We start from the raw sequence: 18,021 nt of genomic DNA, 5'->3' as shown, positions 1-18,021 counted from the left end.
GGAGACCTCCGGATGGCTTATGAAAGAGCGATCTTCGTGGCCGGACCGGTGTGGTTCAGCACCGGCGCATGTCGGCCATGAAGATTACCAGGGGTTGGACCGTTCCTGCTCTCGCCGCGCTTCTTGCAGGCGGTGGCTATTATGCGTGGACCACTTACGCGAAACCCGGTCTGCCCGACGGCATTGCCTCCGGAAACGGGCGTATCGAGGCCGTCGAGATCGATGTGTCGACGCGCATGGCTGGACGGATCAAGGATATCCTGGTCAGGGAGGGCGAGTTCGTCGAAGCCGGACAGGTCCTTGCCAGAATGGACACAGAGCAATTGGAAGCGCAGCGCCGACGCGCCGAGGCGGAATTCAAGCGGGCCGGCATCAGCATCGATACAGCGAGAAGTCTCGTCACGCAGCGCGAGGCCGAACGCGCCGCCGCCGAGGCGGTGATCGCGCAGCGCGAGGCGCAGCAGGATGCAGCCGACAGGAAACTCGCCCGCTCCGAACAACTGGCCCGGACCGACAATGTATCGCTGCAGATCCTGGACAACGATCGCGCTTCCGCGATGGAGGCGAAGGCTGCCGTCAATGCGGCGCGGGCCCAACTGGCGGCGAGCGATGCGGCGATCAGCGCGGCGCACGCACAGGTGGTCGATGCGCAGGCCGCCGTCGATTCCGCCCAAGCGGCGATTGAGAGCATAAGCGCCGATATCAACGATGCCGTCTTGCGATCGCCACGGGCTGGCCGTGTGCAATATCGGATCGCCGAACCAGGCGAGGTGCTTGCCGGGGGAGGCCGCGTGCTCAATCTCGCCGATGTGGGCGATGTTCACATGACCTTCTTCCTGCCCACCGCGCACGCCGGCCGCATAGCGATGGGCACCGAGGCCCGTATCGTGCTCGATGCCATGCCTCAATATGTCATTCCGGCGAAAGTGAGCTTCGTCGCCGATGTGGCGCAGTTCACGCCGAAGACGGTGGAAACCGAGGAAGAACGCCAGAAGCTGATGTTTCGCGTCAAGGCGCAGATCTCGCCGGAACTGCTGAAGAAATACATCGAATACGTCAAGACCGGCCTGCCCGGAATGGCCTATGTGAAGGTCGATCCGGAAGCCGAGTGGCCGGCATCGCTGCAGCAGGTCGTCGTGCCGTGAGCGACCGCTTGAGCGATGCCGGTTCCGCCGGAGGCGCGGTGGCCCGATTCAAGGATGTTGGCCTGTCCTACGGCAAGGTTCGCGCGCTCGACGGCATCACGCTCGATCTGCCGCCGGGCTGCATGGTCGGTCTGATCGGCCCGGACGGCATGGGCAAATCCAGCCTTCTGTCATTGCTTGCCGGCGCGCGCGTCGTGCAGGAAGGCCGGATCGAGGTGCTGGGCGGCGATATTGCCGACCCGCGCCATCGCCGGAACAGCTATTCGCGGATCGCCTACATGCCGCAGGGACTGGGCAAGAACCTCTACCCCACCCTGTCGGTTTTCGAGAATATCGATTTTTTCGGCCGGCTTTTCGGCCATGACCGGAAGGAAAGGGAGCGCCGGATCGCGCAATTGCTCGAACGCACGGGCATGGCGGCCTTCGCCGAGCGCCCGGTGGGCAAGCTTTCCGGCGGCATGAAGCAAAAGACGGGCCTGTGCTGCGCACTAATCCACGACCCGGATCTCTTGATCCTCAATGAGCCGACCACCGGCGTCGATCCGCTTTCGCGCCGCCAGTTCTGGGAGCTGATCGACGATATCCGTCGCGACAGACGGGGGATGAGCGTCGTCGTCGCGACCGCCTATATGGAAGAGGCGGCGCGCTTCGATTGGTTGATCGCGATGGAGGATGGGCGCATCCTGGCGATGGGGACGCCTGCCGAACTGCTCGCCGAAACCTGCACCGACAATCTCGATGCCGCCTTCATTGCCCTGCTTCCGGAGGAAAAGCGCCGCGGGCATCGGGAAGTGATCATACCGCCGCGGGATGCTGGAGATAGCGAGATCGTGATCGGAGCGAACAATGTAACCGTCCGCTTCGGCGATTTCACGGCGGTCGACAATGTCAGCTTCGAGATCGCGCGCGGCGAGATCTTCGGCTTTCTGGGGTCCAATGGCTGCGGCAAGACCACGACCATGAAGGTGCTCACCGGCCTCCTGCCGGCCAGCGAGGGTACGGCCACCCTCTTCGGCCGCGAGGTCGATCCGACGGATATCGGCGTGCGCCGACGCGTCGGCTACATGTCGCAGGGCTTCTCCCTCTATAACGAACTGACGGTCCGGCAGAATCTCGACCTGCACGCAAAGCTCTTCTCGATACCGCATGACGCGATTGCCGGCCGCATCGAGGAGATGGCGAAGCGCTTCGGCCTCGAAGGGGTGCAAGACGTGCTACCGGAGGCGCTTTCGCTTGGCATGCGCCAGCGGCTTTCACTCGCCGTCGCCATGATCCATTCGCCAGAGATACTGATCCTCGACGAGCCGACCTCCGGCGTGGATCCGGTCGCCCGCGACAGTTTCTGGCAGATCCTGTCGGACCTTTCGCGTGAAGAGAAGGTGACGATCTTCGTATCGACCCATTTCATGAACGAGGCCGAGCTGTGCGATCGTATCTCGCTCATGCATGCCGGCAAGGTGCTGGTGAGTGACACGCCCGCCGCCATCATCGCCCATAAAAAGGCCGGCAGCCTGGAAGAAGCCTTCATCAGCTATCTCGAAGACGCCATAGGCGATGAAAAAAGCACGGCTCGCACGTCTTCGATGCCGACGCAGGGCGATACCGAAGCCATCCCTGCGGCGTCGCCTGTCCGCCGTTCATTCGATCCCAGGCGGATGTTCGCCTATGCCCGCCGCGAGACGCTGGAACTACGCCGCGATCCGATCCGGGCCACGCTCGCGATTCTCGGTTCCGTGCTGCTGATGTTGGTCATCGGCTACGGCATCAGCATGGATGTCGAGGATTTGACCTTCGCCGTTCTCGACCGCGACGATACCCCGATCAGTCGCGATTATGTGCTTCAGCTCTCTGGCTCGCGCTATTTCATCGAACAGGCGCCGATCACCGATTACGCGGATCTCGACCGGCGCATGACCAATGGCGATCTCAGCCTTGCGATTGAAATTCCTCCTGGCTTCGGACGGAAGGTGGCGCGGGGAAATGATGTTGAGGTTGCCGCGTGGATCGATGGCGCGATGCCGACGCGCGCCGAGACCGTCAGCGGCTATGTCCAGGGCATGCACCAGACCTGGCTTACGCAGAAGGCGCGTGAGCTCCACGGCGATGCGGCGACGTCAGGCAACTTCCGGTTCGAGATCCGCTATCGCTACAATCCCGATGTGCGCAGCGTCGTCGCGATGGTTCCCGCCACCATTCCGCTTCTCCTGCTCATGATCCCCGCGATGCTCTCCGTCCTGAGTGTGGTGCGGGAAAAGGAGCTGGGCTCCATCACCAATTTCTTCGTCACGCCGGTGACGCGTGTGGAGTTCCTGCTCGGCAAGCAGTTGCCCTATATCGCGCTCGCCATGCTTAATTTCTTCACGCTGTCGGCTTTCGCGGTTGCGGTCTTCGGGGTGCCTTTCACCGGCAGTTTTTTCACATTGACGGCGGCGGCGCTTCTTTACGTGATCTCCACGACGGGCATGGGTCTGGTGATCTCCACCTTCATCAGCAGTCAGATTGCCGCCATTTTCGCCACGTCGCTGATAACGATCATTCCCGCCGTTCAGTATTCCGGGCTGATCGATCCCGTCTCCTCGCTGGAAGGCATGGGCGCCTTCATCGGCAAGATCTATCCGACTACCTATTTCGTGACGATCGCGCGCGGGACCTTCTCGAAGGGGCTGGATTTCGGCGATCTCGCCGGCTCCTTCATTCCGCTGCTCGTGGCCGCGCCGGTGCTCCTCGGCCTCGGGGTGGCCCTTCTCCATAAGCAGGCGAGATGATCATGCGCTTGGCCAACATCGCCAATCTGGGGATCAAGGAACTGCGCAGTCTGCGCCGCGATACCATGCTCCTCGTCCTGATTGTCTATGCCTTCACGGCAGCGGTCTATACGGAGGCGACGGCAATACCCGAAACGCTCAACCGCGCCGCGATCGCGATCGTTGAGGAAGATCACTCACCGGTTTCCTCGCGCATCGTCACCGCTTTCTATCCACCCTATTTCACCGCCCCGCGCTTTATCGGCCAGTCGGAGATGGACGACCGCATGGATGCCGGACTGGACACCTTCGCGCTTGACATTCCGCCGAATTTCCAGCGCGACCTCTTGGCCGGTCGTGCGCCGACGGTGCAGCTCAATGTCGACGCCACCCGCGTCGGCCAGGCTTTCACCGGCGGCGGTTATATCCAGTCGATCGTCTCGGGCGAGGTCAACGAGTTCCTGAACCGCTACCGGGCCGAAGCCGACATTCCGGTCGATCTCACGCTGCGCGCGCGGTTTAACCCGGAGCTCAACAAGGGCTGGTTCGGCGGGGTCACCGAGTTGATCTCCTCCATCACCATGCTGTCGATCGTGCTCACCGGCGCGGCACTCATCCGCGAGCGCGAGCACGGAACGATAGAGCATCTCCTGGTGATGCCGGTCACGCCCCTGGAGATCATGATCAGCAAGGTGCTCTCGATGGGGCTCGTGGTTCTGGCGGCCTCGGCGGTCTCTCTTATCCTGGTGGTCGAGGGCGTGCTTGGCATGCCAATAGCCGGCTCCATCCCGCTGTTCTTGGCAGGAACGGCGCTGCATCTCTTCGCCACCACATCGCTGGGCATCTTCCTCGCCACCATTGCGGGGGCCATGCCGCAGTTCGGTCTTCTGCTGATGCTCGTCCTGCTGCCACTGCAGGTTCTGTCGGGCGGCATGACGCCACGCGAAAGCATGCCCGAGATCATCCAGACCATCATGCTCGCCGCGCCGAACACGCATTTCGTCGCTCTGGCCCAGGCCATCCTGTTCCGTGGTGCGGGGCTGGGCGTGGTCTGGCCGCAGTTCCTGACGTTACTCGTCATCGGGATGGCGCTTTTCATCTTCGCGCTCGGGCGGTTCAGAAAGTCGCTGAATTAGCAGACGACTTTCCGTCACAGGCTATTTTGCCCTCTGGATCAAAAGTTGGGACAGAACCCGGTCGCGGGTGCTTTTCATGCCGCGCGCCATCACCTGCGCGGGAGGCTGAATAGGGAATGCGCGATCCGCATCTTCAGGGGGAGCGTGTCAAGTCAAAACCTTTTGCGGGAGATCGCCTTCGGCGCATTTGCAGCTTGCCTCAATTTGTTATAATTATCACAAATGTTGGAATTTGATTGCGGGATTTCCGGGTGGAGGTCCAGCCTCGAGGAGGGCAGATGGTTAGCCGCAAGGCAAAACGCATAAGGGAATTATCCGAGGCTCTGGCGGAGCGTCGGGTCCTGCATCTGCGGGATGCCGCACTCCTTCTCAATGTTTCGGAAATGACGGTCCGCCGGGATGTGGCTGAAAACCCCGGACAATTTGGTTATCTCGGCGGTCATATCGTTCCAGCCGCCGATATCGATGGCGACGTGCCCTATGAATTGGCCCGGGCAGCCGACAGCCATGCCGCCGCCAAGCGCGAAGCATGCATACATGCAGCCAGCCATATCCGTCCCGACGAAACGATATTCATCGACTGCGGCACGACACTGGTGAACCTGATAGATTATATTCCCACGGAATATCCAATAACTGCAGTATGTTACGCCCTGAATGTCGCTGAAAAGCTGACGCGAAGAGCCAATATCAATCTTGTACTGCTCGGTGGGCTTTATTACCCGTCTTCGGCATCCTTTTCCGGAGCGATAGGTCTCGAAACCCTGAACTCCCTCGGCATCAACAAGGCCTTCATTTCCGCTGCGGGTGTCGATGTGAGCCGGGGTGCGACATGCGCGCATTTCCACGAGGCGCCGGTGAAGCAGAAGGCTATCTCGCTGGCGCAAAAGAGCTATCTGGTGGTCGACAGCAGCAAGATCGGCAAGCTGAAGCCTGCTTTTTTTGCGCCCCTGGACGCCTTCCAAGCCATTATCACCGAAGAAGGGGAGGTGGATCTCTCCAGGTTCGGATGATCCGCCGAAACACCTTTATTTTTGAAATTCCGAATATACGCTTGACGAGAGGATTGTTTGGTGGAAATGTAACAAAAAATATGGAAAAAAAATAACAAATGGATTTGCTGTCTGAAGCGGTGGCTTGTCCTTGAAGAGCTGATAACAGGCTGTCCGATCGCCTCGTTATCGCTATGGGGTGGGATTGTTGGAGGATCTCGGTGTGAAGGAAACGGCCATGAGATCGGCTGCGTCGGAAAATGTCCGCACTTTGCCGGCGGCCGGCTCCACTGCAGCGGAGCCGCAGACCAATCACTGGCCGCGCAATCCCGGAATGGATCTCGATCTCTCCTGGGCGCTCGATACCCGTGTCAATCTTTCCGCCGGGGAACGGCGTGTCGCGACGCTGCCGGGCCGCAGGACTGTCAAGAAGGATGCGCAGGCGGCCTGGCTTCTCAAGGCGGTGACCTGCATCGATCTGACCACGCTCAACGGCGATGATACGACGGAGCGCGTGAAGCGGCTCTGCGCCAAGGCGATGTCGCCTGTGCGGCAGGACATTCTCGATGCGTTGGGAATGGGCGATCGCCGCATCACCACAGGCGCGGTCTGCGTTTATCATCGGTTTGTCGCCGCCGCCGTCGAGGCGCTTCAGCATTCCGGCATTCCGGTTGCCGCCGTCTCTACCGGGTTTCCGGCGGGTCTGACCCCGCACCATCTCAAGGTGAAGGAGATCGAGGCATCGGTTGCCGATGGCGCCAAAGAGATCGACATCGTTATCACCCGCGAGCATGTGCTGACCGGTAATTGGCAGGCGCTCTATGAAGAAATGAAGGATTATCGCGCGGCCTGCGGTTCGGCTCACGTGAAGGCGATCCTGGCGACGGGCGACTTGAAGACGCTGCGCAATGTGGCGCGCGCCTCGCTGGTCTGCATGATGGCGGGTGCGGATTTCATCAAGACGTCGACCGGCAAGGAGGGGGTCAATGCGACACTGCTCGTCACCCTCGTCATGCTGCGCATGATCCGCGCTTATGAGGAGCGCACCGGTTTCAAGGTGGGCTACAAGCCCGCGGGCGGCATTTCGACCGCGAAGGACGTGTTGAACTATCAGTTCCTGATGAAGGACGAGCTTGGCCGCGAATGGCTGGAGCCTGATCTCTTCCGCATCGGCGCTTCGAGCCTGCTCGCCGATATCGAACGCCAGCTGGAACATCATGTCACCGGCGCCTATTCCGCCTTCAACCGGCACCCGATTGGATGAGCCCGATGAGCAGCGTTGCAGAATATTTCGACGAGATGTCCTACGGTCCCGCTCCTGAAGCCGATACGGAAGCCCGCGCCTGGCTGGAGCGGCATAAATCGACATTCGGCCATTTCATCAACGGCGCCTTCATTCCTTCCGCATCGGGCGGGCAATTTGATACATTCGAGCCCGCCACCGGCGCGCGTCTGGCAAAGCTCGCCGTCGGAGATAGGGCCGATGTGGACAAGGCGGTCGCCGCCGCCCGCAAGGCACAAACATCCTGGGCGAAGCTGTCTGGTCATGCCCGCGCGCGTCATCTCTATGCGCTGGCTCGCATGATCCAGCGCCATGCGCGCCTGATCGCCGTCATCGAGGCGCTCGACAATGGCAAGCCGATCCGCGAGACACGCGACATCGACGTTCCGCTCGCCGCCCGGCATTTCTATCATCATGCCGGCTGGGCGCAGATCCAGGAGACGGAATTTGCCGATCATGTGCCGGTCGGCGTCGTCGGCCAGATCATCCCATGGAATTTCCCGTTCCTGATGTTGGCCTGGAAGGTGGCGCCGGCACTGGCGCTGGGCAACACTGTCGTGCTGAAGCCGGCGGAATTCACCTCCCTGACCGCGCTTCTCTTCGCCGAACTCGCCGCGATGGCGGGCTTGCCGGCGGGCGTGCTCAATATCGTCACCGGCGAGGGGGAGACGGGTGCGCTGATCGTCGATCATGCGGATATCGACAAGATCGCGTTCACCGGATCGACGGAGGTCGGTCGCATCATTCGCGAGCGCACCGCCGGCAGCGGCAAATCGCTGACGCTTGAACTCGGCGGCAAATCGCCTTTCATCGTCTTCGATGATGCCGATATCGATGGCGCCGTCGAGGGCGTGGTCGACGCCATCTGGTTCAATCAGGGCCAGGTCTGCTGCGCCGGCTCGCGCCTCTTGGTGCAGGAAGGCATTGCCGATCTCTTCCACGAGCGGTTGAAACGTCGGATGCTGACGCTGCGTGTCGGCCCGCCGCTCGACAAATGCATCGACATGGGCGCGATCGTCGCCCCGGTGCAACTGAGCCGCATCAAGACGCTGGTCGGCAAAGGCATAGCGGAAGGCGCTGTGCTGCATCAGGCCGAGATCGAGATGCCGAAGAGCGGCAGCTTCTATCCGCCGACGCTGCTTTCCAACGTTCAGCCGACTTCCATTGTGGCGACGGAGGAGATTTTCGGGCCGGTCGCCGTTTCCATGACCTTCCGCACGCCTGAGGAAGCGATCCAGCTTGCCAATCACACCCGTTACGGCCTTGCGGCGAGCGTGTGGAGCGAGACAATCGGCCTTGCACTGCATGTCGCGGCGAAGCTTGCGGCCGGCGTGGTCTGGGTCAATGCCACCAATCTCTTCGATGCTGCGGCCGGCTTCGGCGGCAAGCGCGAATCCGGTTTCGGGCGCGAGGGCGGGCGCGAAGGCTGCTTCGAATATCTGAAGCCGAAGGCCTGGCTGAACCGTAAGCCGCGCAATGCTCCGGTCGAATTCCAGTTGAAGCCCGTCACGGGCGACTTTAGTCTTTCGGCTATTGACCGCACAGCGAAGCTTTTCATTGGCGGCAAGCAGGCGCGGCCGGACGGCAATTATTCGCGCTCGGTGCTTTCGCCCGAGGGGAAGCCGCTCGGCGAGGTCGGCGAGGGAAATCGCAAGGATATCCGTAACGCGGTCGCAGCCGCCCGGGCGGCTTCCGGCTGGGCAACCGCGACCGCGCACAACCGTGCGCAGATCCTCTATTACATCGCCGAGAATCTGAGCGGCCGCAGCACCGAGTTCGCCGAGCGGATCGGAGCGATGACCGGTGTCTCCGCCGCCAATGCCAGGGCGGAAGTGGAAGCCTCGATCTCGCGGCTCTTCACCTATGGCGCCTGGGCCGACAAATATGAGGGCGCGATCCACACGCCGCCGCTTCGTGGCGTGACGCTGGCGATACCGGAACCGAACGGTGTGGCGGGCGTGATCTGTCCTCCGGAGGTGCCGCTCCTGGGCTTCATCAGCCTTGTTGCGCCGCTGATCGCCGTTGGCAACCGCGTCGTCGTGGTTCCGAGCGAGCCCTATCCGCTGGCGGCGACGGACTTCTATTCCATTCTCGAAACGTCGGATGTGCCGGCTGGCGTGGTGAACATCGTGACCGGTTCCTCGACCGAACTGGCCAAGACCCTTGCCGCACATAACGATGTCGATGCCGTGTGGGCTTTCGGCACGCCGGAGCTTTCGACACAGGTGGAAAAACTCTCGGTCGGTAATCTGAAGCGGACATTCGTCGATTACGGCAAGGCCATCGACTGGATGGATGCCTCTGCCGCCGAGGGTGTCCTGTTCCTGCGCCGGGCGGTCGATGTGAAGAATATCTGGATCCCCTACGGCGAGTAGGACCGAACCTGGCGCACCGGCGGGAGGAGAACGCACGGAGGCCGGGTAGGGAGCAAGAGTTGGAGAAACCGCAAGATCATACGGTTCCCCGGGATGTGACAGGCATTGTCGCGAAATTGCATATGGGAGGTTTTGATGCTGAAGAATATTGATCCGGCCTTGAATGCGGATGTGCTTTATGCGCTGCGCTCGATGGGCCATGGCGACACGTTTGTCCTCACCGACACGAATTTCCCTTCCGATGCCATTGCACGGCAGACCCGGCTGGGGAAGCTCCTGCGCGTCGACAATGTCTCCACCGCTCGCGCCATGAAGGCGATCCTGTCGGTACTGCCGCTCGACACGCCGTTGCAGCCTTCCGTCGGGCGCATGGAAGTCATGGGCGCGCCGGATGAGCTTCCGCCGGTGCAACGGGAGGTGCAGGCGGAAGTCGACAAGGCTGAGGGGAAGAGCGCACCGATGTACGGCATCGAGCGCTTTGCCTTCTATGAGGAAGCCAAGAAGGCCTATTGCGTGATCACCACGGGTGAGACGCGGTTTTACGGCTGCTTCCTGCTCACCAAGGGCGTAATCCCGCCGGAAGCCGTTTAAGGCGGAGGCGAGCATGAAAACCGGCGTTTCGATCCTTGGGATTTTCGTTGCCGATACGGCTTATCTCGCCAAGCGCATGCCCAATATTGGTGAAACCATCACCGGCAGCGGCTTTTCCGTTGGGCCGGGCGGCAAGGGATCAAACCAGGCTGTCGCAGCGGCGCGCGCCGGTGCCCAGGTGTCGTTCATCTCCAAGATCGGCCGCGATACTTTTGGCGAGATGGCGCTCAAGACCTATGCGGAAGCCGGCGTAACGCCGAAGCTCGTGCAGATGGACGACATGCCAACGGGCGCCGCCTTCATTTATGTCAACGAAACCGATGGTAACAACGCCATCATCGTCTACCCCGGTGCTGCCGGGACGATCGGCATCGACGATGTCGAAGCTGCGCGTGAAACCATCGAAGGATCGGCGGTTTTCGTCACACAGCTGGAGCAGCCGGCCGTCGCCGCACAGCGAGCGCTCGAGATTGCTCATGCCGCCGGAGTTGTTACCGTGTTCAATCCGGCGCCGGCCGAGCCCTTTCCGGATACGATCTATCCGCTTTGCGATTACGTCGTACCCAACGAGACGGAGGCCGCGGCGATCGTTGGCTTTCCGCTAACGACGCTGGCTGACGCCAAGAGGGCAGGGGATTTCTTTCTCGCCAAAGGCGTGAAGGCGGCGCTGATCACACTTGGAGAACGCGGCGTGCTTTATCACGACGCCGGACAATCCGTGCATGTTCCAGCGGTTTCCTCCGGCACCGTCATTGATACGACGGGAGCGGGCGATGCGTTTGTCGGCGGGTTCTCCGCGGCGCTTTCGCGTGGCTTCGATCCGGTGGAAGCGGTGCGCTTCGGCTGCGCCACGGCGGGTATCGCCGTCACACGGCGTGGCACCGCCCCCGCCATGCCATGGCTTGACGAAATCGATGCGCTGCTGCAGCCGACAGGTGCGGCATGACCCGCAACGATCCGATCAAGCACGTCTTCATCTGGCCGGCACTGTTGATCGTGCTGGTGATTTCTATTTTTCCGCTGATCTATTCCCTGACGACGAGCTTCATGAGCCTGCGGCTCGTACCGCCGATACCGCCGCGCTTCGTCGGCTTCGACAACTATACGGCACTTCTGCAAAATCCCCGCTTCTGGCATGTGGCGTGGACCACGTCGATCATCGCCTTCATTGCGGTCGCACTGCAATATGTCATCGGCTTCGCGGTCGCGCTGGCACTCAACGCGCGGGTTCCCGGCGAAGGGCTTTTCCGGATCGGCTTTCTGCTGCCTATGCTGGTGGCGCCGGTCGCGGTGGCGCTGATCGCGCGCCAGGTGCTCAACCCGACCATGGGGCCGCTCAATGAGCTTATGACCATTTTCGGGTTTCCGAACCTTCCGTTCCTCACACAAACGAAATGGGCCCTCGGCGCGATCATTGCCGTTGAAGTGTGGCAGTGGACGCCCTTTGTCATCCTGATGCTTCTTGCAGGGCTGCAGACCCTGCCCGACGATGTCTACGAGGCGGCGGCGCTGGAGAATGCAAGCCCGTGGCAGCAGTTCTGGGGTATCACCTTCCCGATGATGTTGCCGATCTCCGTGGCCGTTGTGTTCATCCGGTTGATCGAGAGCTACAAGATCATCGATACCGTGTTCGTCATGACGGGCGGCGGCCCAGGTATTTCTACCGAAACGCTGACCCTTTTCGCCTATCAGGAAGGCTTCAAGAAGTTCAATCTCGGCTACACCTCGGCCTTGTCGTTTCTGTTCCTGATCTTCATCACGATCATAGGTCTGGTCTATCTCGCCATCCTGAAACCCTATCTGGAGAAGCACAAATGAGCGTGCGCACTCTCAAGGGAAACGGGCGCTGGTGGGCATTGGCGGGATGCCTGCTTTGGCTGGCCTTCACTTTCTTTCCGCTCTATTGGGTGGCGATTACGTCTTTCAAGACGCCGCTCGGCGTTGTCGGCGGGCCGACCTATATTCCGTTCGTCGATTTCCAGCCGAGCCTGTCCGCCTGGAGAGAGCTTCTTTCCGGCGAGCGCGGCCAGTTCTACAACACCTTCATCGCATCCACCATTATCGGTCTCTCGGCGTCGCTCATCGCCACGGCGGTGGGCTCGATGGCCGCCTATGCGCTGGTGCGCTTCACCTTCCGGGTAAAGCTGCTGTCGGCGCTGTTGTTCGTGGTCGTCGCATTCGGCGGCTATCTGATCTGCTACAACATCTTCCGCATCGGCCAGGCATTGTCGCTGATCTATGCATTCCTGGCGGCGCTCTCGCTTGCCGTGGCCTCCAGCCGGCTGCGGCTGCCTGGACCGGTGCTCGGCAATAACGATATCGTCTTCTGGTTCGTCAGCCAGCGCATGTTTCCGCCGATCGTCGCGGCCTTCGCGCTGTTTCTGATGTATACGGAAATGGGCAAGATAGGGTTGAAGCTGGTCGACACCTATGTCGGCCTCACCTTTGCTTACATTGCCTTTTCATTGCCGATCGTCATCTGGCTGATGCGCGATTTCTTCGAGGCGCTGCCGATCGAGGTCGAAGAGGCGGCGATGGTCGACAATGTGCCGTCCTGGCGGATTTTCATCGGCATCGTGCTGCCGATGTCGAAGCCGGGTCTGATCGCCACTTTCATGATCACGCTCGCCTTCGTCTGGAACGAGTTTCTCTTCGCTCTCTTCCTTACCCATTCGAAATGGCAAACGCTTCCCATCCTCGTCGCCGGGCAGAACAGTCAACGCGGGGACGAATGGTGGGCGATATCGGCTGCCGCTCTGGTCGCAATCATACCAATGGTGATCATGGCGGGAATTTTGAGCAGGTTCATGCGGTCCGGCCTGCTTTTGGGAGCAATCAAGTGACCGTTTAGGTATCGGAAGTTAATCCAGGGAGGAACACATGAGGAAATTGTTATTCGGTTCAACGGCCATGGCATTGCTCGCAATGTCCGGCGTCACATCGGCGAGCGCCTGCGAGCCGGACTATAGCGGGGTGACGCTTTCCGCCGTGACGCAGACCGGCCCCTATATCGCCTCGGCATTGCAGCTTGCCGCCAAAGGCTGGGAGGAAAAGACCTGCGGCAAGGTGAATGTGGTGGAGTTCCCATGGTCGGAACTCTATCCGAAGATCGTCACGTCGCTGACCTCGGGCGAAGACACTTTCGATGTGATCGCTTTTGCTCCGGCATGGGCGCCGGATTTTACCGACTATCTCTCGGAGATGCCGCAAGCGATGCAGACCGGCGCGGACTGGGAGGATATTGCTCCAGTCTATCGCGAAGCCTTGATGGTGTGGAACGGCAAGGTCCTCTCGCAGACCATGGATGGCGACGCGCATACCTATTCCTACCGGATCGACCTCTTCGAGAATGCCGACAACCAGAAGGCGTTCAAGGACAAATACGGCTATGATCTGGCGCCGCCCAAGACCTGGAAGCAATATCTCGACATTGCCGAATTCTTCCAGCAGCCGGACAAGGGCCTGTGGGGCACCGCCGAGGCATTCCGCCGTGGCGGCCAGCAGTTCTGGTTCCTCTTCAGCCATGTGGCGGGCTACACCAGCCATCCCGACAATCCGGGCGGCATGTTCTTCGATCCGGATACGATGGATGCCCAGGTGAACAACCCCGGCTGGGTTCGTGGCCTCGAGGAATATATTCGCGCCTCCAAGCTCGCGCCACCAAACGCGTTGAATTTCTCCTTCGGTGAAGTGAACGCGGCATTCGCCGGCGGCCAGGTCGCGGAATCGATCGGCTGGGGTGATACCGGCGTTATCGGCGCAGATCCAAAGCAATCCAAGGTCGCCGGTAATGTCGGTTCGGCATCATTGCCGGGATCGGATGAAATCTGGAACTACAAGACCAAGAAGTGGGATAAATTCGACCACGTCATCCAGACCTCCTTCATGGCATTCGGCGGCTGGCAAGCGGCGGTTCCCGCTTCCTCCAAGAACCAGGAAGCGGCCTGGGACTATATCAAATATCTGACCAGCCCGGATGTATCCGGTCAGGCTGCGATAACCGGTGGAACCGGCGTCAATCCATACCGTATCTCGCATACGACCAATATGGATTTATGGTCGAAGATCTTCAGCGAGCGCGAGGCGAAGGAATATCTCGGCGCGCAGAAGGATGCGGTGACGGCCCAGAACATCGCCCTCGACATGCGCCTGCCGGGCTATTTCTCCTATACGGAGATCCTCGAAATCGAGCTATCCAAGGCACTTGCAGGCGAGGTCACGCCGCAACAGGCGCTCGACAGCGTCGCCGAGCAGTGGAACAAGCTGACCGACGAATTCGGCCGCGATAACCAACTCGCCGCTTACCGTGCCTCGATGGGCCTGCCGCAGAAATAAAGCGGGTCATCTCTTTTCCGCCCCGGCGAGAGCCGGGGCGGGCTTTAACAATCCGATCCAGCCGTTTCAGGAAACGGCCGGTGGGTCACCACAAAATGAAATAAGAGCCACCGCAGCAACAGGGCCGGGGCTCGGGAAAAGGGCAAGACATGTCCCAAGTGCGTCTGGAGCAGGTCACCAAATCCTTTGGCGGCGTTTTGGTCATACCGCCACTCGATTTGGTTATCGCGGACAAGGAATTCGTGGTTCTGGTCGGCCCCTCCGGTTGCGGCAAGACAACGACATTGCGGATGATCGCAGGTCTGGAACAGGCCACATCTGGGGAAATCCGCATAGGGGACCGCGATGTCACGACGCTTCGCCCGGGGCTGCGCAATTGCTCGATGGTTTTCCAGAACTATGCGCTCTACCCGCATATGACGGTTGCCGAAAATATCGGCTACGGCATGAAAGTGCGCGGAACACCAAAGGCCGATATCGACAGGGCAGTGGCGGAAGCGGCGCGCATCCTCAATCTCGGCGCCTATCTCAACCGCAAGCCGAGCGCGCTTTCCGGGGGGCAGCGTCAGCGCGTGGCGATCGGCCGTGCGATCGTGCGGCAGCCAGACGTATTTTTGTTCGACGAACCGCTATCCAATCTCGACGCCAAGCTGCGCATTGAAATGCGCACCGAGATCAAGCTTTTGCACCGCCGGCTGCAGACAACCATCGTCTATGTCACGCATGACCAGGTGGAAGCCATGACCATGGCGGACCGCGTCGTGGTCATGAGCCAGGGGCGCATAGAGCAGGCCGCCGATCCAATCACGCTCTATGAGCTGCCGAAGAATCTCTTCGTCGCTGCCTTTATCGGCGCGCCGAGCATGAATTTCATCGAGGGTACGCTGGAAAGAGGCGGAGACAATCTCGTCTTCCACGCCGACGGTGGTGTGGCTATCCCTGTTCCAAACGGCCGGGCTGCGCTTGTGGCGGAAGCTATCGGTCAACCGGTCGTCCTCGGTATCCGGCCAGAACATACGATGGTCGCCGATCCGTCGTTTCCAACCGTTCCCTTAAAAATCGCCGATATCGAACCGCTCGGGCCCCATACGCTGGCGATCGGCAAGATCGGACCGGCCGCCTTCACGGCCCAGGTTCCGGCAGGCACGAGAATCCGTCCGGACGATACCATCAGCGTGCCGATTGATCATGAAAAGATGCATTTCTTCCTGAAGAGCACTGGCGAAGCCATCGGCCGGTAAACAGGCGATGGCATGAAAAACGGGGCCAGGGTTCAAGGGGCGGCATCGGCTGGGACTGCGCTTCGGCAATTGCCGCTCTTGTGACGAGGAGCGTCGGCCTCATCGGCCTTGCTGCTCCAATCTCGCAGGTTTGTTTGCTTCGGCTCCCGGCGGGCGCCGTCTCGCATGGCCCGCCTTTTAGGGTGTGGCTCTGCTTGTCGGGATGGATCAGGCACGCCGATGGCTCTTATCCATACTCACAGCGACCTGTAGCTGACTTTACGAGCGGGCTCTCACCTTGGTCGTCTCCGACATCCGGACTTCAGGGTTTGAACACCAGTACGATCCTGTCGGCGAGGAAGCGTGTGCGGATGATCTGGACAGGCGCATCGTCAAGGTCGACATCGATCGCGTTGCTGACAAGGACGATCGAATCCGCGGCACATTGAAGGGATTCGGCATCTGCCGGGGAAACCCGTTCCGCCGTCAGGCGTGTCTCTCGCCTTCGGTAATCGTGGAGCCCATGCTGTTTCAGCGCCTGGGTAACCGAGCCGGTTTCGGCATAAGCTGCGATGATGTTGGGAAAGCGGTCGCTGGGAAAATAGCCCGTCGAACGTGAAACCGGCACGCCGTCCACGACTGTCATTTTTTCCAGTTTGTAAAGCGAGGCCCCGGGTTTGAGCTGAAGCAATGCCGCCTGAGTTCTGTCAGCCGCGACCCGCTCGGAGTTGATCAGGCGTCCCGCCGATTCCAGCGATTGCCGAGTCATATTCTCCGAAAAACGCGCCCGGGTGCCGATGGGATAGGTAATGCGGGGCTGGGTTTCATTGATGAAGGTGCCGCGGCCGCGCTCGGCCCGTAGGACCCCTTCATCGGAAAGCGCTGAAATCGCCCGCCGCACCGTATGGCGGTTGACACTGAATTCCTTGGCGAGTTCGGTCTCAGGCGGCAGACGGTCGCCATAGCTGCCCTCGGCAATCGCCGCCCGCAGCCCGTCCGCGACCCGCCGCCAGCGGGAAATGCCGTCATCCATCACATTCATCGCAGAAGGTCTCCTGAAAAATTCGGGCGCTGTCATCGACCCGTCATCGATTCCGGGCTATAAATCAGAAAAGATCAGTTGTCTACACAAATAGACAAATTGGAGTGCATGATGACATCACCCGCCGACATAGCGCGTAAGCGCGCGCTCGATGCGCTGGCATCGATGCCAGCGCAGGCGCTGAAGGAGCGTTACGAGACTATTTGTGAGCGCGCGCCGCCGGCGCTCGCCGTTCGAGGGCCGGAGATCGGCGCGATCATGGTTCGGGGCCGCATTGGCGGCGGCGGAGCCCCGTTCAATATCGGAGAAGCGAGCGTTACCCGCGCGACGGTGAAGCTTCCGACCGGCGAGGTCGGCCATTCCATCGTGCTCGGGCGCGATACGGAAAAGGCCCGCGCCGTCGCGCATCTCGACGCCCTGCGGCAGGTGCCGGAATGGGAGCCTATCGTCGAGCGGGATTGCGTCGCGCCGGCGGTCGAAATGGCCGAGGCAGAGCGCCTGAAGCTGGCCGAGGAAACCGCGGCGACGCGCGTCGATTTCTTCACTCTTGCGCGGGGAGAAGACTGATGCGGGCGGATATTTTCGACGGCGGCTTTGCCGATCCGGTATTTACCTCGCAGGCGGTGTTCCGTGCGGTGATGGATGCATCCGCGCGTCCCGGAACGATAGCCGATCTGGGCGATGTGGCCCAAGCGCCTGCGCCTGTTCCTGCCGCCACGGCTGCGATCCTGCTGACGCTTGCCGATTTCGACACGCCCGTCTGGTTCGAGGGTGCGGATTCAACGGCGGCGAGCCAGTGGCTGTCCTTTCACACCGGGGCGGTGACGACGCCGGATGCGGCGGCGGCCAGCTTTGCCGTGCTTGAAGAAGGTAGCGATGCGAGCACTTGGTCCCAATTCGCGCAGGGTACGGCGGACTATCCGGACCGGTCGGCAACGCTGCTTCTCCCCCTTGCTGGTTTGGAAGGTGGGCGGAGTCTGACCCTGAGCGGGCCCGGCATTGAGGGGAGAGCGGTCATCGCGCCGCGCGGACTTCCCGAAGATTTCATCGAGGTGATGCAGGCGAACAGGAGCTGCTACCCCCTGGGGTTCGACGTCGTCCTCGTCTGCGGAACGCAGGCGCTCGCCTTGCCCCGCACCGTCAGGATCGAGGTGTAGCC

At 61.0% G+C, this 18,021-nt stretch carries 15 protein-coding genes; 14 read left to right on the top strand and 1 reads right to left on the bottom strand.

Going from position 1 to position 18,021, the window contains the following annotated elements:
• Nucleotides 1-77 precede the first annotated feature (77 nt).
• The 12 genes from ATN84_RS19940 (at nucleotide 78) to ATN84_RS19885 (ending at nucleotide 15,841) form a co-directional block, all read left to right on the top strand.
• A complete protein-coding gene (locus ATN84_RS19940) occupies nucleotides 78-1,145 on the top strand; it encodes an HlyD family secretion protein (RefSeq protein ID WP_068884393.1) in 1,068 nt (355 codons plus the stop codon).
• A complete protein-coding gene (rbbA, locus tag ATN84_RS19935; RefSeq protein ID WP_068884395.1) occupies nucleotides 1,142-3,910 on the top strand; it encodes a ribosome-associated ATPase/putative transporter RbbA in 2,769 nt (922 codons plus the stop codon). Before ATN84_RS19940 ends, rbbA begins: the two co-directional genes overlap by 4 nt.
• Before the next feature lie 2 nt (nucleotides 3,911-3,912).
• Nucleotides 3,913-5,025 carry an ABC transporter permease gene (locus ATN84_RS19930; protein WP_068884391.1) on the top strand — a complete coding sequence of 371 codons (1,113 nt, stop codon included), beginning with the start codon at nucleotides 3,913-3,915 and terminating at the stop codon, nucleotides 5,023-5,025.
• A gap of 278 nt (nucleotides 5,026-5,303) precedes the next feature.
• A complete protein-coding gene (locus ATN84_RS19925) occupies nucleotides 5,304-6,038 on the top strand; it encodes a DeoR/GlpR family DNA-binding transcription regulator (protein WP_068883967.1) in 735 nt (244 codons plus the stop codon).
• A gap of 313 nt (nucleotides 6,039-6,351) precedes the next feature.
• Nucleotides 6,352-7,281 (top strand): deoxyribose-phosphate aldolase, encoded by a 930-nt coding sequence (gene deoC / locus ATN84_RS19920; protein WP_244491154.1) that lies wholly within the window; start codon nucleotides 6,352-6,354, stop codon nucleotides 7,279-7,281.
• Nucleotides 7,282-7,286: 5 nt separating this feature from the next.
• Nucleotides 7,287-9,674 carry an aldehyde dehydrogenase family protein gene (locus ATN84_RS19915; protein WP_425287426.1) on the top strand — a complete coding sequence of 796 codons (2,388 nt, stop codon included), beginning with the start codon at nucleotides 7,287-7,289 and terminating at the stop codon, nucleotides 9,672-9,674.
• Nucleotides 9,675-9,809: 135 nt separating this feature from the next.
• Nucleotides 9,810-10,265 carry an RbsD/FucU family protein gene (locus tag ATN84_RS19910; protein ID WP_068883963.1) on the top strand — a complete coding sequence of 152 codons (456 nt, stop codon included), beginning with the start codon at nucleotides 9,810-9,812 and terminating at the stop codon, nucleotides 10,263-10,265.
• A gap of 13 nt (nucleotides 10,266-10,278) precedes the next feature.
• The gene (gene rbsK / locus ATN84_RS19905; RefSeq protein WP_068883961.1) at nucleotides 10,279-11,211 is read left to right on the top strand and encodes a ribokinase; all 933 of its coding nucleotides are present in this window, start codon (nucleotides 10,279-10,281) and stop codon (nucleotides 11,209-11,211) included.
• On the top strand, nucleotides 11,208-12,083 hold the full coding sequence (locus ATN84_RS19900; RefSeq protein ID WP_068883959.1) for a carbohydrate ABC transporter permease: 876 nt from the start codon (nucleotides 11,208-11,210) through the stop codon (nucleotides 12,081-12,083). Before rbsK ends, ATN84_RS19900 begins: the two co-directional genes overlap by 4 nt.
• Entirely contained in the window at nucleotides 12,080-13,108 is a 1,029-nt protein-coding gene (locus tag ATN84_RS19895; protein ID WP_068883957.1) for a carbohydrate ABC transporter permease, read from the top strand. The genes ATN84_RS19900 and ATN84_RS19895 overlap by 4 nt, the downstream gene beginning before the upstream one ends.
• A 37-nt stretch (nucleotides 13,109-13,145) precedes the next feature.
• Complete coding sequence (locus ATN84_RS19890) at nucleotides 13,146-14,600, top strand: ABC transporter substrate-binding protein (protein WP_068883955.1); 1,455 nt, start codon at nucleotides 13,146-13,148, stop codon at nucleotides 14,598-14,600.
• Nucleotides 14,601-14,749: 149 nt separating this feature from the next.
• Nucleotides 14,750-15,841 (top strand): ABC transporter ATP-binding protein, encoded by a 1,092-nt coding sequence (locus ATN84_RS19885; RefSeq protein WP_068883953.1) that lies wholly within the window; start codon nucleotides 14,750-14,752, stop codon nucleotides 15,839-15,841.
• 301 nt (nucleotides 15,842-16,142) lie between these two features.
• Here the strand turns inward: ATN84_RS19885 and phnF are convergent, their stop codons facing one another.
• A complete protein-coding gene (gene phnF, locus ATN84_RS19880) occupies nucleotides 16,143-16,862 on the bottom strand; it encodes a phosphonate metabolism transcriptional regulator PhnF (RefSeq protein ID WP_068883951.1) in 720 nt (239 codons plus the stop codon).
• Nucleotides 16,863-16,970: 108 nt separating this feature from the next.
• On the opposite strand from phnF, the gene phnG reads away from it, so the two are divergent.
• Together phnG and phnH are read left to right on the top strand one after the other, a co-directional pair.
• Complete coding sequence (gene phnG, locus ATN84_RS19875) at nucleotides 16,971-17,429, top strand: phosphonate C-P lyase system protein PhnG (protein ID WP_068883949.1); 459 nt, start codon at nucleotides 16,971-16,973, stop codon at nucleotides 17,427-17,429.
• Nucleotides 17,429-18,019 (top strand): phosphonate C-P lyase system protein PhnH, encoded by a 591-nt coding sequence (gene phnH, locus ATN84_RS19870; RefSeq protein WP_068883947.1) that lies wholly within the window; start codon nucleotides 17,429-17,431, stop codon nucleotides 18,017-18,019. The genes phnG and phnH overlap by 1 nt, the downstream gene beginning before the upstream one ends.
• Nucleotides 18,020-18,021: the final 2 nt, after the last annotated feature.

Source organism: Paramesorhizobium deserti (assembly GCF_001558695.1).
GTDB lineage: Bacteria > Pseudomonadota > Alphaproteobacteria > Rhizobiales > Rhizobiaceae > Paramesorhizobium > Paramesorhizobium deserti.
The sequence above is the reverse complement of the archived record's forward strand: the minus strand, read 5'-3'. Positions and strand labels throughout refer to the sequence as shown.